Here is a 14,893-nt window from a genome sequence, read left to right as displayed (position 1 = left end):
ATTGCTGATTACTACGGCACCGAGAGCCAATAATAAGCTCAATACCGATTAGCAGTATCTTTAATATAAAATAGCGAGTAGGCGATAAAACTAACTTATCGCCTACTCGCCAAAACTTAAATAAGCTTTACCTGAGCCTTGCCTCCGTTTTTACAGCGGCAATCATTTTACAAACTCACTAGCAGTACTTATTAGCCTAGCTACTGGGCAGAGTAGTACTCAGCAAGCTGGTCAATTTCTTGGTCGCTCAGCATTTGCGCCTGCCCCACCATTACCGCCGCCATACCACCAGACCGCTGGCCACCCTTGTAGGCTTTAAGCGACTGCACTAAATAGTCTTTATTTTGCCCGTTTAGCTTTGGGTAACTACCCATAATGGGGGCTGCACCGCCAGCGCCGTGACAGGCGCGGCAGGTAACCTCTTTTGCCGGCGCATCAAGCGCAAGCAGTGGTAGCGAAAAGAGTGATAACACCGCCGCAAGGCTAAGGCAGCCCATGCCTCTACCGAAGGGCCGTAATACTTTTGTAAATGACATTGCTTAGCTCCCGCTGTGTTACCCTAAAATTGTTAGGGGAATGACTGTTTAACATAACCACTAACATTACGACAGCCTTATATTGTTAGATCTTGTCACGCGCAAATGTTTGCATCGTCCATCTAAACCAAAGCTCCGCTAAGCGCGTAAAGAAACCACGTCTTACTAGGATTAAGGTATGCAAGCCTCAAGGTCTTCAAAGTCCGCAGCAGATTCCCCATGTGACACTAGCGCGCAGCAATGTCAGGATTTCGAGGCCTCTGCTGCTAGCAACACCCCCCAATTAACGTTTTTCTATGACGGTCAGTGCCCTCTTTGTATGAAAGAGATTCGAATGCTGAATCGCTGGAATACGTCGGCATCAGTCGCCTTTGTCAATTTACTGTCTACCGAAGCCATGATCGCCTTCCCGGAAGTTGATATCGACGATGCCCAAAAATCCTTATTGGCATTTACATCGGATGGTGCCACCTTGAGGGGAGTAGATGCCACTTATGCCGTGTGGGCAGCGCTAGGTAAAGGGCATTGGATGGCACCATTGAATTGGCGTTGGCTGCGCCCGATAACACTGCTAGCTTACCGCGTATTTGCACGCTACCGGCACCAGCTTGCATTGCTGCTAACCGGCCAAAGACGCTGCGCTAGCTGCGAGCTACCGGCACCGCCGGCCAATAAAACAGATCTTAAAAATTAATTTTTCCGACTGTAAATAATCTATTGGGAAACCGAATGCCCTCACTTTCAAAGCAAAGACAAATTATCGGTCTTGCAGTTTGGCTGCTAGTTAGTTTTGCCGCGTCGGCTATTGGCGCCGTTGCATCCATTCAAGCTAAGACGTTTTACGGCCAACTTGTTCAACCCAGCTGGGCGCCGCCGCCCACAGTTTTTGGTCCGGTATGGACGGTGCTGTTTGCATTAATGGGTATAGCAGCCTGGCTGGTGTGGCGCTCCGAAGGGTTCCGCAGCAATCGGCAAGCGCTGACGCTATTTCTAGTACAGCTTTTTTTTAATGCCCTGTGGAGCTGGCTTTTCTTTGCTTGGCAGTTGGGCGCATTAGCCTTCGCTGACATAGTGCTACTGTGGGTTTTGATTGCGACAACACTGGTTTTGTTCTGGCGCATCAGACCACTTGCTGGGGCGCTGCTCATCCCCTATTTGCTGTGGGTAAGCTTCGCCGGCGCACTCAACTACACCCTCTGGCAACTTAACCCCCAGATTCTTGGGTAAGCGGTGCCGCGATCTGAGTTCATCTGCTTGGCACTAGTGGAATCCCACTGAAAAATTTGAGTATAGCGAAGCCGTTATCGCATTAGAAAAACAGCGGAAAACGGGAATTACGGATCTATTTAAATAATGTTAAGGCATAAAAGCACAGCGCGATCCTGCAAAGACCGCACACTGCGAGGGTGTTAAATACCTATCCTGCCGAGGGCGTTAATAACTTCTCTGATAATCGCCGCTGTTTGAGGGTAACTTTCTTCTATCAAAATTTCTGCAGACTCTATAAGACTGGGTGGAACCGGCTCAGCGGTATTAATATCGTGCACGTAAGCTTCCAGCTGTCGCATTAACTCTTGTTGTTGCGGGCTGGTTTCATCATCACCAAAACTGTCATGTAAATCACTGATCAGGGCATTTAGATTATCGATTGGCATAGTTTTACTCCGTAGCAATGAAAGTATATTACAGCCTTTCAGTATAAACCCCAGCCACCTCGCTGAACAGAACGACTGCCAGGCAGAGCCTAGGTATTGTGCTTTACTATCAACGCTAGCTGATGGATTTGAGTCCGTATTTTTATGTCACCTTGTGAAGTATTTTCTGAGTCTCTTAATTCACACCCTAGTGCAGGGCACCCACGCATGGCAATAGTGGTCGGAAGGAATGAATACGTAAAGTTGTATTTAAAAATTAAGAAAGTGACAGAAACTGCTTTTCAAAGACATCTGCAGGCACCGGTTTACTGAAGAGATAGCCCTGCATTTGATCGCAATCAAGTTTTCTTAGCTGAAGTAACTGCTCTTCAGTCTCCACACATTCGGCAACTACTTTAAGCTTCAGAGCGTGTGCTACCAGAATGATGGTAGACACCATTTTACCGCCTTTCTCAGTATGCATTTCCCGCACAAAAGCACCATCTATCTTCAATATATCCAACGGCAGTCTGCTCAAATAGCTTAGTGAAGAAAAGCCAGTACCAAAATCATCGATAGTGATGGGAATACCCAGGTCACGAATAGCTTGTAAAATTTCAACACTCTGTTCGACATCCCCCATAATCACGCTTTCTGTCACCTCAATCTCGAGGCCCGCCGCAACACGCGGATCGCTGGCAATTGCCTGCTCAATGTCGTCGGCAAAATTACGATTGCGCAATTGTAAAGATGAAACATTTACCGCAATACGAACGGCATTTAAGCCAGCTTCGCGCCACGACAAATAATCTTTGATGGCTTGTTTTATTACCCAGCGTCCGACCTCATTGATTAGCCCAATTTCTTCTAAAATGGGTATAAATGTATCGGGCTGGATCAGGCCTATATGTGGATCATTCCAGCGTATCAGTGCCTCAGCGCCCACCATCTTACCGCTAGCAATATTCACTTTGGGCTGATAATACAGTGTAAATTCGTCTTTATCGAAGGCCTCACGCAGGCGAAGTTCTAAGGCGAGCCTATCTGCCGTTGTTGCTGTCATACTCTGAGTATGGAAAAGGTAATTTACACCGCTTTTTTTCGCAATTTTCATTGCGGCCTCTGCGTTCTTAAGCAGGCTGACAGCATCGGTACCGTCATCAGGAAATAGCGCAATACCCGATTTAACGCTAATCCGGAACACATTACTATTAACCTCAAAAGCGTGCGCTAGGAAGGCAGACATTGTGTTTTCTATTAAGCTTTCCAGATGGCCCTCTGACTTAACTAAGGGCAGTATGATGGCGAAGCAGTCGGCTTCAATACGCCCTAGATAGGTGGTATCCAAAAATCTATCTTTCAACCATTCTGCAGCCTTTTTCAATAATGCATCTCCGGTCAAGCGACCGAAGCTATCATTAATATTTTTGAAACGATCCAAATCGATCAGACCAATAGCAAGCTGGTGTCCCTCACTGTTCGCTTTATACATGTATGCCGACAAGCGCTCTAAAAACAAATTGCGATTGGCAAGCCCCGTGAGCTCATCATAATAAGCGAGAAAGTTTAGTCGTTTCTGTTTTTCTATATTATTAATGGCAAAGGCGACGTCGGTCGCTAGTCCCACAAGTAGTTTGATTTCGTCTTTTTGAAAAAAGTCGATTTCACGGGCGTACAAGGCAAAAACACCGACTGCCTCGCCGGAAATCAGCAGCGGTAAAACCACCGCCGAATTAACCCCAGCATCCGCATATTGATCGCCAAATACAAATCTAGTGTCGATTTTTACATTATTGGAGATGGCTGGCTTGCCCTTCTCAATCACCGTGGACACAATAGACTTTTTCATTCCCTCTGGGGACGCCAGCAGCTTCTTAATATCAGTTAAAAGCTTCTCATCTTTGCCCGCTGATACGATTGATGTCATTTGTTTAGTTTTAGGGTCCACCATCACTATTGCCGACATACGAAAATCACCGGCGTCGGCGGCAACCTGACAGGCAACTGCAAACAACTCATCAAGGTTTTTCACCCTAACCACAAGCGCATTGATCTGACTCAGCATTGCATAGACGCGGTTTAAGCTCTTCATCTCGACCTCGGCCTGCACGCGATCGGTAATATCCAGATGCATGATCACGGCACCAGTGCTGGCCGAGTGAGTCAAGGGCGTCACAGTCATTAGGAACCAGCGCTGTTGAGTCGGTGAATGACAGGGGTATTCGATGGCAAAGCTGCTCGAGTCACCCGCCAATACCGAAAGGATTCCCTCGGCCACTTCGCCACCATCACCGCAAGCGTCTAGATAATTGATCCCAGTTAGCTCGGTAGATAGCCCATTTGACTGGGCAAATTTCTGCCAGCCTCGGTTAAACGAAACAATGCTGCCCTGATTGTCGACCATAACAACATGGGCCGGCAGCGCGTTGAGGATAGCGGCTTGTCTTGCCACTTCGTGAAGGCGCAATTTCTCCTGTGCATGCTGCAGTAAGAACGGCGTACCATCGGGTCCAAGCACGGCGTCGACCTCGCCGCCAGTGAGTTCTTCCAAGCGCCGCCCAGCCTCATGGAGCGTTGCGATCAAGGCAGTCATTTCCTTGTCTACGGCGCTGGAAAACGCTGATTCGTCGTCGTTCATGTAGCGATATCCTCCAGATCCAGCGCCTGTAAGACCACCTGCAGCTGACTCAAGGTGCCCACGATGCGTCTAGTTGGGCGTGGCGCGATCTTGATTAAGGTCGGCGTCATAAAAACCCCATCGGCGAGCGCGCGGGCGGGTGCGGAGTAAACATCCACAATTTCGATTGTGTGGCGATCCGGCAGATATGTCTTGCACAGCGTTCTCAGGTTGGTGATCGCCTGCAGGGAGTTAGGAGTATCCCCCGCAACAAAGAGCCGGAATTCATACTTTACGGGGTCGTTTACGTTCGGCATCACTCGACCTCCGTCGGCGACACATCCCCGCCGCGCAATTCACGCAAACGACTGTCTTCGTGAGTCAGGTGCCGTTCGCGAGTTGCCGTTGTGGTCTGCAGAAGCTCCTTCTCGATCTGCTTGGCGAGAAGTTCGGTCTGCAGCGACTTAAGCCGAACTTCGAGTTCGGCCTCCTCCGCGCTGAGGCGGACGCGCTTGAGCTTGGTTGCAACCGCATCGACCTCCGCGGCATCGACCTCGGCGCTTTCCTTTTCCCAGCGCATGGTGCCCATAAGGACTTCGCCGCCTGCGGTGTAGATATCAGCGAGGGTGACGCCGTCATTACTGAGGATTAATTCGCGCACTTGATTAGAATGGGAGGTTCCCCGCGACTTGATAACCGCCAGGCTGCGGTTGCGCTCGCCGGCGTGGACCATATAGTTGAGTTGAATCCAGGTATCGGCGAGGGTAGATATCTGCAGTGAGGAAATAGCGTCTTGGCGATGGGGAGTTTCGTCCAGCAGGCTGGTGCACAGCAGAGTGATACCTTCGGACTTGGACCAGTCGATCAAGCGTGCGGCGACACTGTAGCCACTCCTGCCGTTGCGAACCTTCATCCAAGTGGAGACCGGATCTATCACTATGCAGCGCGCTCCCATATCCTCCGCGAGGGACTTAATGCGAAGCAGATAACTCTCGGCGCTGCCGGTCACGCTGCGCGCGGAAAGCATGCGCAAGCAGCCGCTCTCTAAATGGACGCTGAGATTAATGCCAACCGAGGAGAGGTCGCGAACCACCTCTTTGGCATCGGCATCGAAGCTCACAAATAGAGTGCGCTCGCCGCGCTTGCAGGCCGCTTCGACAAAGGTGCCGCCCAAGGTCGTCTTAGCTGTTCCCGGAAGACCGGTGATCAGCACCGTGGCGCCGCGGTAATAGCCGCCGCCAAGCATAGTATCGAGCCGATTGACGCCGCTGGAGACCCTCTCCTTGCTGACCTCCAGCACGCCGTTGCCGAGCTGACGCGCGACGACCAGCTCTAAGCCATTATTGGAGATCATAAACGGAATTTCGTTCTCGTCGAAGCCTGAGCCACGATATTTCTGCACGCGTAGATTGCGTTGCGAAACCCCGTCCATCACGCTGTGGTTGAGTATGATGGCGCAGTCCGCCATAAACTGCATGAAGCCGTAAGGTTGCTCGGCCTGTTTGTCTTCGGGTGTTGTGACCTCTCCAACCCCCTTGGAAGTGATGATGCAGGTCATTTCATTCTGAAGCAGCCAAGCATTCAAGCGGTAGACCTCGCGGCGCCTTGCCGCATCGTCTGGCAGCAGCGCAAGCACAACATCGAGGGCATCGAACACGATGCGCCGGGCACCCATCTCAGAGATCTTGCCTTCCAGAACGGCCAACATGCCATCCAGGTCAAAACTTCCCGACTGGATTAGATCTGGCGACGGCTGAGCGTCAATGAAGAACAGTTTTCTCTCGCGCAATTCCAGAAGCTTCCAACCGAAGCCATCGGCATTGATCAGAATGCGGTCGGCATTTTCTTCGAATGCGACGAAGATGCCCGGCTCGTCGCAGTTTTTGGCGCCATGAGCAAGAAATTGCAAGGCAAAGATAGTCTTGCCCGAGCCTGGCCCACCCACCAGCAGGGTGGTGCGGCCACAGGGTAGTCCTCCCCCCGTGATCTCGTCGAGACCGATAACCCCAGTAGAAGCTTTCTTTAGGCCGGTGCCTGGTGCATTGATCGTGGATTTCATACATTGACCTCTGGTAGGAACACGGCTCGATCAGGCTACGCTTTAACTGTCCTTGATCGGAGTAGCGCGCGATGCCGCAGTGGAACCAGACTTATAAAGTATCTGCCCAGCTAAACTTCGCGCTCATCGTCACTTACTGAGCACCTACTCTACACCGTATTTCTTTGCTTAGCTCCAAAGCCCCAGGCGCTTAGCAAAGCCTCAATATCTCGACATAATTCAACCGTTAGAAAAATGAGGCAGTGATAGGCGTTTTAACTAGGAATTTAGGAACTTTTCGCGCCTAGCTGTCGAGATTCTTGGCCAACTCCACTGAGTATATTCCACTTGCGGAGATTCACCATACGGGTAAGACGCAGCGACCTGCCGTATCTGAACTTAACAAGCGTTCACCGCACATTTTCGGGATATCAGCCTGACCTAAAACGGCTGTGAAAAGCGGAATACCGCTAACATAGACACAGCCAGTGTTATTATATGTATTGTACTTTTAAGACCCTTTTAGCCTGACATGGACTCCCTTTGGCTCTAGGCGTGCCGATCTAATTCCTGCTGCAGGGCAGCTTTATCCAAAATTCTAAGTTGGCCATAGGCAAGCTCGATAATATGCCCGGCCTCCAGGCGCTTTAACTCTCGGCTAATCGCCTGCCTAGACACCCCCAGCATTTTTGCTAAGTCTTCTTGGGGGAGATGCATATCAATTAAAATACCGGGCTTGTCGTCCGCTATCCCATAGAAGGTCAACAGCTCTAAAATCCTTTGCGCCAGACGAGCTGGCAAAGGAAATAAGGCAACACCTTCAACGTAACTCAGCGCCAACCGCAATTTTCGGCAGAGCATAGGAATAAAATACTGGTAGAGCTCGGGTTTGGCCTTTAATAAAGCATCAAAGCGCGCTCGGGGTAAAAATAGTACCGCACAGTCACCCATGGCAAATGCATCGAGGCTGCGCGGCAGGCCATCCAATAGCGATATTTCACCGATCCAGTCACCGGGCTCAATCAACATCACCAACAGCTCTTTGCCATCTCGACTGCTATTACTCAGGCGTATGCGGCCTTGCACCACACCTAACAAACCGTCGCCATCATCACCTTTGGCGTAAACACAGTCGCCGTCGGCAAATTGCCGCAGCACACTCACTGCCATTAGCTCTTCAACCACACCTTCGGGCAATCCCGATAGCAGCGGGTTAGCCGCCAAAATTTCACGTTTATCAACCACCATAGACTTCCATATTAGCAAGCACTTTTGAGCTATCGCCTTGTTTGCGAAGACACTGTAACGTTGTTGACAGATTATTCACTACAGAACGACGACACTAGGCTATACATTAAACTCTGAATAGCAAAACAATAAGGAGAAGACTGCATGACAGCAACCACTTCAGTAAAAGATCGGGTGTCTGCCGAGGAATGGCAGCTGCGCGTAGACCTTGCCGCAGCCTATCGACTGGTGGCCTTATACGGCTGGGATGACTTGGTTTTCACGCATATTTCAGCGCGGGTTCCCGGCCCAGAGCATCACTTCCTCATCAACCCTTACGGCATGATGTTTGAAGAAATTACCGCCTCATCACTGGTAAAAATAGACCTTAACGGTGAGAAAGTGGAAGAGTCTCCCTACCCAGTCAATCCCGCCGGCTTTACTATTCACAGCGCGATTCATCAAGCTCGTGAAGACGCCCAATGCGTAATGCATACCCACTCTATAAATGGTGTGGCAGTATCGGCCCAGCGCGACGGTGTTTTGGCTTTGTCGCAGCAATCCACGCTGATTTTGGCCAGCCTCGGCTATCACGATTATGAAGGCATTGCCTTAAACGAAGAAGAAAAGCCACGTTTAGTGGCTAACCTCTCCGACAACACCTTTCTCATGCTGCGCAATCATGGTTTGCTGACCGTGGGCAATAATCCCGCAGATGCCTTTCTCGCTATGTATTTCTTTGAGGCCGCCTGTATGATTCAGGTACGCGCGCTGGCCGGTAGTCGTGAATTAACGCCCATCGAGCCAGGCATTGTTGAGGGCGTTAAAGAAGCCGCCAAAATTGTGACTAAAGGTTTATTTGGTGGGCTGGCATGGCCGGGACTACTGCGCAAACTAGATCGCCAAAACCCCGGTTACGCGGAATAATTAGGAGTTAACGATGGCTACAACAAATAAGGAACTACAGCATTTCAATAGCTTTGCTGAATTCTATCCCTTCTATTTGGCGGAGCACGCCAATCAAACCTGTCGCCGCCTGCACTTTATTGGCAGCACTCTGGTTTTGACGCTACTGGTAAGTACAATATTCAGTCAAAACTGGGTTTTACTATGGCTACTACCGGTAATAGGCTACGGCTTTGCCTGGGTGGGACATTTCTTTTTTGAGCACAACCGGCCCGCGACCTTTAAGCACCCGCTGTATAGTTTTATAGGCGACTGGGTCATGGCTAAAGACATGCTAACTGGTAAAATTTCATTTTAAACATACCCTCCCGCGCAAATAAATGAACGGCCAGCTCCCCTCATTTATTTGCGTTATGCTGTTACAAAAAACAGGTCTTAAATCAGGCCTTCAGCAATAGGAGCCATGATGGATATTCTTCTGCTCAGCAGCTTCTTCAAGTGGTGCTGCATCATTAATTTCAGCTGCCTCTTGTTCAGCAGCCTCGCCATTTCGCTGATACCCGATGCCATATACCGCGTTCACAGCAAGCTCTTTAATCTGACAAGAGAATCGTTCAACACCCAGATGTACCAATTTTTGGGCATCTACAAAATCCTGATTTTAGTCTTTAACTTTGCACCCTTCTTGGCACTCTGGATTATTCAAACGTAAGGACATTTCCGCCTTACTAGCAGACTGCGTTAAACTCCAAAGACTTAGCCGCTTACTCAGCTGCTTACTTACTTAATCACCTTAGCTAATTAGCTATTGCAGAGATGGATGCACCATGAAAAAAATATGTCTTGTTCTCCTCAGTCTTGCCTTAGTCGCTTGTTCTGGGAAGCCCAGTGATCGGCAAATTGAGCAATTAGTCTCAGAGCTTGTGCTTAGTGACGGCGGCGCCGAAACTTACGAGCTTTCTGACTTCGAGAAAACCAACGGACTAGCCAAAAATGAGCAGCTCTATATTGCCGATATTCGCTATAAACTTACCTTTAAAAAGGGCTTTGAAGAGCTGAGCGATCAAGTCATCAATGAACCCGGTGATTCGCCCTTTGAGACAGTGGGCGCCGGCTTCAAGTTGATGACGATGCGGATGCAGTTTGGCGATTTTAAAGCGGGAGACTCCATCGTCAAAGAAGATCGAGTAGAGCTTGTAAAAACCGAGCAGGGCTGGCGTCTAGACAACTATTAGCCGGTCGGAGCGATGTATATTACGCCTTAAGCGTTTAGCTTTTAATCGCCTTTTAGAGAGCGGCTCGCTTCGATAAAAGACGGTTCATCATCGACACCTTTTAACCATGGTACACCCCTTTGTTTAGCTGCCCTTTCACCACCGGTTTACCCAATATGGCCGGTTTTAGATATCTTGAAGCAAATGCTCTATGATGTGACATTGAGAATTTAGCAGCCCCAGTCAAATAATAAACAAGGGGAATATGATAATGATCGAAAATGCGCACTTAGCCGCTAGAGTTCTGGCCCTTGGGCTTGCCACATTGCTCTGTTCAGCATTCCTCCACGCCGAGGTAAAAGGTTTTCAAAACCGCTACTTTGCAGAGGTGGATAGCAGCACTTGGGTGCTGCAATTAGATCCCAATATGACCTTCCAATCGATGATTACCGCCAAATTACAAATGGGAGATACCCGCAATCGCTACTTGCTAATGGGCGGGCTAAGCAAGGATCAAATTACCGGCAGCTACACCCCCTTGATGGGAAGCGCAGATACCTTCCGCGGCGAGCGCCGCTTTGAAATCAAACGTCTTAGTGACAATAGTCTGCGTCTAAGCTTACGCGATAAAAATGGCGAGATCAGCCAAAGCCTGAGCTTCATTGCTAACACCGAGCAAGCCCCAATAGACACAGCTATTTTAGGCACGTGGCTCACTGCCACCGAGCCGGCAGGCAGCGCAGCCCAGCCCTACTCCGGTCAGCAGTGGACTATTCGTTTTATGGACAATGGCATGCTGTGCCAACACCGTTACACCGTCGACACCCGCAAGCCGCCATTAGCGCAAGATCCCTGTCTGAAAGCTCAGGAACAGCGCTGGAAAGCAGTGGATGGTAAAGTTTATACGGCAGAAAATGGTGACGATTGGGCCCTACAATTTTCTTATCGGCTGATGGCAGGCAGAATGGTGGTTAGCTACTCCGGCGGCAAGCGTGTAGTGGCAACGATGGCCGCCAATTTAACGCTAAGCGCGGATAGCCGCTAAAAGCTCATCAGCGCTATAATCTTTGCGCCCACCCTGCTCCGCCAGCTGAATTAACTCCCGCACCCGTGCATTTATCGGCGCCGCAATACCATAGTCCGCAGCCAAACGTAGCACCTCACCATTGAGCCACTCCACTTCTGTCTTGCGCCCGCGCTCCAAGTCTTCCCACATTGACGAACGCGCCAAGGGGTCTATCGCCAACATTGGCTGCGCAAGCCGTCTAAAAACGAAATCTGGCAAACTCAACACAGCTGGAAGCCATCGAGCAGGCACCGCGGTCAACTTTTGTATGGGGATATTAGCAGCCGAAATTGCGGCCAGTGCCTCGCGCTGCAGGGCGGCCAAACATAGCCTATAGCCTCTTTGCGACAACTCTTCTTTTAAACCCACACCCGAAAGCGCGTTGATGGGGTTGTTTAAGTTCAACAGTAATTTAGACCACAGCACCGAAGGCATATTAGCGTGGGTTTCAAAGGGCGTTCCACTCGCCGCAAAAAATCCCGCTAACTCCTGAGCGATTGGCGCGTCTTGGATGATCACCTCGCCGTCAGTGCCAGCGTGAAAACACCCCTTATCACCCTCCAACACATTAAAGCCAATCATGCCGGGCAAGACCCTATTATTCGGCATGGCCTGTTGTAATACGGCGGCATTACCGACGCCATTTTGCAGGCTAATCACAATGGTTCTGGTGTTTAAAACTTTGGCGAGATCTGCGGCGACCGCTGCGGTGTCACCAGACTTCACGGTAACGATGACGCAATCTCGATCGGCCATGGCCGCAATATCGGTATAAAAACTCAGCTGTGCGGACGTCAAATGATGATCTAAGCCGCGAAAATCAGTGATTCGTAAACCATGCTCAGCCGCTACAGCGGCAATACGCTCACGACCCAAGAAGCTGACTTCAGCGCCGCCCATTAGCAATGCTGCACCCACATAGCATCCAATGCTACCGGCGCCGATTATTCCTACTCGCAAGGCCATGTATTACTCCGCACTCACTGTTTTTACTGTGAAACTCGCGCTGCTTTGTTTTTAAATTGCCAGCACACCATTGCAAAATGCATCGCTAATATCGGTAGGCAATATCAATTCCGTAACTTAAGGGCTCACCCCATAAAACTGCGCGATCTGCATGGGGTAAATTATCAATAGCATAGGTTTCGTACTCGGTGTCGAGTAGATTTTTACCCCACAGCGACACGCTTACTTTGCCGCTGGCAAATCCGATGTCATCCAAGCTTACGCGAGCATTCCACAATTGATAGTCACGCAAAATCGTAAAAGCTTTCTGCACATCGCCGCCGCCCAAGCGAGTATCCATATAGCTGGTATTAATATTAACTTGCACTAGCGCGGACTCCCCTCGCCACGCAATCCAATCTGCCGATGCGGTATAGCTGTTGACCGGCGCCGCAGAAAAGGCGTAGCGCTGAGTGACGTTATTGCCAAAGCTGTCGATGACTTCAGTGATTTCGGCGTCGATATAGGCATATTCCATGCTGACAATAATGTCGTCGCCCACTAAGGCCCTGGCATCAAATTCAAAGCCCGACATTTTAGCCTTGCCGGCATTCAAAACCTTGGTATCGGCAATGGTGCCATTGAGGAGAAAATTAATCTGCATATCGTCAAACCGGGTTTGATACACATCGGCGTTTATCCGCAAGCGACCATTCAGCCATTCGCTTTTGATACCCAGCTCAGCGGTCACGGCTTTCTCTTCACCAAAGCCATCAGCAAAACCAACCCCATAATCGATACCGTCGGACGCCGCGCCTTGATTACCGTCTAACTGGGGATCGCGAGTATTGAAACCACCGCTTTTATAGGCCTCGACAAACTTGCCATACACATTGATGTCATCATTGATTTCATATTCCGTCACAAAACTGAAAGAGTCGTCTTTAAAGCGACGGTCGCCGGAGGCATTGTCAAAGCGTCGATCACCCGGCAGCCCAGCTTGGATGAAAATAGGGGCAAGCACAGGGCCCAATACCGGATTTTGGGCCAGCTGAGCCAAGGGCAGTACAAAAGGCAGACCCGCTATTGGCGAATACTCAATAAATACTTCATCACGTTGATTTTTAAGCGCGTAGCGATGATCTCGAGAATGCCGAGCACCGACGGTTAGGTGAAGAGCCTTATCGAGAATATCTGGCGTCCAAGTAAGTTGACCGAACACCGCGAGCGCCTGATTTTCTATTTCATATTTTTGGCTGACTAAGTTGACGATATGCGCGTCTTCAAAGCCGTCGATAGGCGCGGTGAGCTGCAAATGAAACGGGCTATTGTCTTCAACCGCTGACTCCTCAAAGTAATAGGCCCCGACCACATACTCTAGACCCCAGTCATCGACGGCACTGCTAAATTGTAATTCGTGTGAGCTTTGGTCTTGCCGCACTTCAGGCCTTACCAGCGGCGTTTCGCCACCGTTTGCAAACTGCGCTGCCGGGCCATCGTAGCGATTAGTATCGAGGCGATAATCTGGCGACCCAAGGCCACCACCGAGGTCGGTGTAGGCGGCGTCTATTAGCTCGCGGTAAGAGCCAATATATTTAAACACGCCAAAATCGGTGTCAACGCTAAGTATTAGAGCATGCCCTTCCACATCGCTATTAGAGGCTTCTAGCGGCGCGGTGGTTGCCAGTGAACCCAACATATTTTCGCCAAAACGGCTGCGCGCTTGGGTACTATTTTTAATGGCGTTGGACTGCCCCTTATTACCATTGGGGTCAGGTGGAGTGACCGCTTGAAAGGTGTAATTATAAAATTCTAATTCTGAACGATCATAGCTGTAGTCGAGCCGCAGTCGCTCGCTAATATCCCAGCCCAAATCAAAACGCGCGCCTTGAATCTCGCGATCACCAAAGTCACCACCGGGGCCGGTATTCTCCACAAACCCATCTCGGCTCTCGGTCAAATACGCAAACTTAACTGCCAAGGAATCAGTGATAGGCAGGTTGAGGCTGGTCTTGGAGCGGAACAGGGCGCGATCACCCGCCGACACAATTTGACTAAATTCGAGCTCATCGACATTGGGGCGACGCGTTACTAAGTTGATGGCGCCACCAGTGGTATTGCGGCCGTATAAGGTGCCCTGTGGGCCGCGTAAAATTTCAATCCGCGCCAGCTCAGCCACATCCATTGAGGTACCGCTGGATCTGGCGATATATACACCATCAATATACAGGCCAACAGGCGTGTCTTGGGTCACCTGAATATCGCCAATACCAATACCGCGAATATAGATCCGCAAACTGCCGCCATTAATCGGAAACGGCTCAATAGTCAGGCCTGGCACTTTACTGGCAATATCTTTTAGGCCGCTAATGCCCTCTACGGTTAAGCGCTCTTCATTAAAGACCGTCAGGGAAATTGGGGTGTCTTGTAGCGACTCAGTTTTCTTACTGGCGCTAACCAATACCTCTTCGAGACGCGCCGCATCGGCCGCCAATGCGGACTGGGTATTAAATAACACCCCGCCGATAGCTACAGATGCGAGTATCCGCCGCAATGAATTCAGGCTGTTAACTGGGTGTGGTCGCACTGAGCTAAAGGGTGTACTGAAGTATTTAAACGTCATCGGATTCCATTTCTGATTAGTTATTTTGAAGTTCGTATACAAGCACCATCGCCGATTCAATCAACATATCTATGCCTTCACTGAATG

Annotated in this window: 15 protein-coding genes; 7 read left to right on the top strand and 8 right to left on the bottom strand. The window is 50.0% G+C overall.

All coding sequences use genetic code 11. From position 1 onward, the window contains the following. Positions 1–200 precede the first annotated feature (200 nt). The gene (locus tag AB4875_RS06535) at positions 201–536 is read right to left on the bottom strand and encodes a c-type cytochrome (RefSeq protein WP_368375246.1); all 336 of its coding nucleotides are present in this window, start codon (positions 534–536) and stop codon (positions 201–203) included. 178 nt (positions 537–714) lie between these two features. Between AB4875_RS06535 and AB4875_RS06530 the strand changes: the two genes are divergently transcribed. Together AB4875_RS06530 and AB4875_RS06525 are read left to right on the top strand one after the other, a co-directional pair. Continuing rightward, the gene (locus AB4875_RS06530) at positions 715–1,230 is read left to right on the top strand and encodes a thiol-disulfide oxidoreductase DCC family protein (protein ID WP_368375245.1); all 516 of its coding nucleotides are present in this window, start codon (positions 715–717) and stop codon (positions 1,228–1,230) included. 35 nt (positions 1,231–1,265) lie between these two features. Continuing rightward, positions 1,266–1,763 (top strand): TspO/MBR family protein, encoded by a 498-nt coding sequence (locus AB4875_RS06525; protein ID WP_368375244.1) that lies wholly within the window; start codon positions 1,266–1,268, stop codon positions 1,761–1,763. 182 nt (positions 1,764–1,945) lie between these two features. Here the strand turns inward: AB4875_RS06525 and AB4875_RS06520 are convergent, their stop codons facing one another. The 5 genes from AB4875_RS06520 to AB4875_RS06500 all read right to left on the bottom strand — a co-directional run bounded on the left by AB4875_RS06520 (position 1,946) and on the right by AB4875_RS06500 (position 8,073). Beyond that, a complete protein-coding gene (locus tag AB4875_RS06520; protein WP_368375243.1) occupies positions 1,946–2,191 on the bottom strand; it encodes a hypothetical protein in 246 nt (81 codons plus the stop codon). Positions 2,192–2,447: 256 nt separating this feature from the next. Beyond that, entirely contained in the window at positions 2,448–4,808 is a 2,361-nt protein-coding gene (locus AB4875_RS06515) for a bifunctional diguanylate cyclase/phosphodiesterase (RefSeq protein WP_368375242.1), read from the bottom strand. Continuing rightward, the gene (locus AB4875_RS06510; RefSeq protein WP_368375241.1) at positions 4,805–5,104 is read right to left on the bottom strand and encodes a circadian clock KaiB family protein; all 300 of its coding nucleotides are present in this window, start codon (positions 5,102–5,104) and stop codon (positions 4,805–4,807) included. Before AB4875_RS06510 ends, AB4875_RS06515 begins: the two co-directional genes overlap by 4 nt. Then, a complete protein-coding gene (gene kaiC, locus AB4875_RS06505) occupies positions 5,104–6,846 on the bottom strand; it encodes a circadian clock protein KaiC (RefSeq protein ID WP_368375240.1) in 1,743 nt (580 codons plus the stop codon). The genes AB4875_RS06510 and kaiC overlap by 1 nt, the downstream gene beginning before the upstream one ends. A gap of 528 nt (positions 6,847–7,374) precedes the next feature. Further along, positions 7,375–8,073 (bottom strand): Crp/Fnr family transcriptional regulator, encoded by a 699-nt coding sequence (locus AB4875_RS06500; protein ID WP_368375239.1) that lies wholly within the window; start codon positions 8,071–8,073, stop codon positions 7,375–7,377. 144 nt (positions 8,074–8,217) lie between these two features. On the opposite strand from AB4875_RS06500, the gene AB4875_RS06495 reads away from it, so the two are divergent. The 5 genes from AB4875_RS06495 to AB4875_RS06475 all read left to right on the top strand — a co-directional run bounded on the left by AB4875_RS06495 (position 8,218) and on the right by AB4875_RS06475 (position 11,217). Continuing rightward, the gene (locus tag AB4875_RS06495) at positions 8,218–8,979 is read left to right on the top strand and encodes a class II aldolase/adducin family protein (protein WP_368375238.1); all 762 of its coding nucleotides are present in this window, start codon (positions 8,218–8,220) and stop codon (positions 8,977–8,979) included. A gap of 13 nt (positions 8,980–8,992) precedes the next feature. Beyond that, a complete protein-coding gene (locus AB4875_RS06490) occupies positions 8,993–9,316 on the top strand; it encodes an Mpo1-like protein (RefSeq protein ID WP_368375237.1) in 324 nt (107 codons plus the stop codon). 105 nt (positions 9,317–9,421) lie between these two features. Further along, complete coding sequence (locus AB4875_RS06485) at positions 9,422–9,670, top strand: DUF6868 family protein (RefSeq protein WP_368375236.1); 249 nt, start codon at positions 9,422–9,424, stop codon at positions 9,668–9,670. A 115-nt stretch (positions 9,671–9,785) separates the two neighbouring features. Then, positions 9,786–10,193 carry a hypothetical protein gene (locus AB4875_RS06480; protein ID WP_368375235.1) on the top strand — a complete coding sequence of 136 codons (408 nt, stop codon included), beginning with the start codon at positions 9,786–9,788 and terminating at the stop codon, positions 10,191–10,193. Positions 10,194–10,443: 250 nt separating this feature from the next. After that, entirely contained in the window at positions 10,444–11,217 is a 774-nt protein-coding gene (locus tag AB4875_RS06475) for a hypothetical protein (RefSeq protein ID WP_368375234.1), read from the top strand. On the opposite strand, the gene AB4875_RS06470 is transcribed toward AB4875_RS06475, so the two are convergent. Next, positions 11,197–12,204 carry a 2-dehydropantoate 2-reductase gene (locus AB4875_RS06470; RefSeq protein WP_368375233.1) on the bottom strand — a complete coding sequence of 336 codons (1,008 nt, stop codon included), beginning with the start codon at positions 12,202–12,204 and terminating at the stop codon, positions 11,197–11,199. The two genes, AB4875_RS06475 and AB4875_RS06470, sit on opposite strands and share 21 nt — an antisense overlap. An 85-nt stretch (positions 12,205–12,289) precedes the next feature. Next, positions 12,290–14,806, bottom strand: a complete 2,517-nt coding sequence (locus tag AB4875_RS06465; protein WP_368375232.1) for a TonB-dependent receptor — start codon at positions 14,804–14,806, stop codon at positions 12,290–12,292. Positions 14,807–14,893 lie beyond the last annotated feature (87 nt).

It is taken from the genome of Zhongshania sp. R06B22, assembly GCF_040892595.1.
Classification (GTDB): domain Bacteria; phylum Pseudomonadota; class Gammaproteobacteria; order Pseudomonadales; family Spongiibacteraceae; genus Spongiibacter; species Spongiibacter arctica.
The sequence above is the reverse complement of the archived record's forward strand: the minus strand, read 5'-3'. Positions and strand labels throughout refer to the sequence as shown.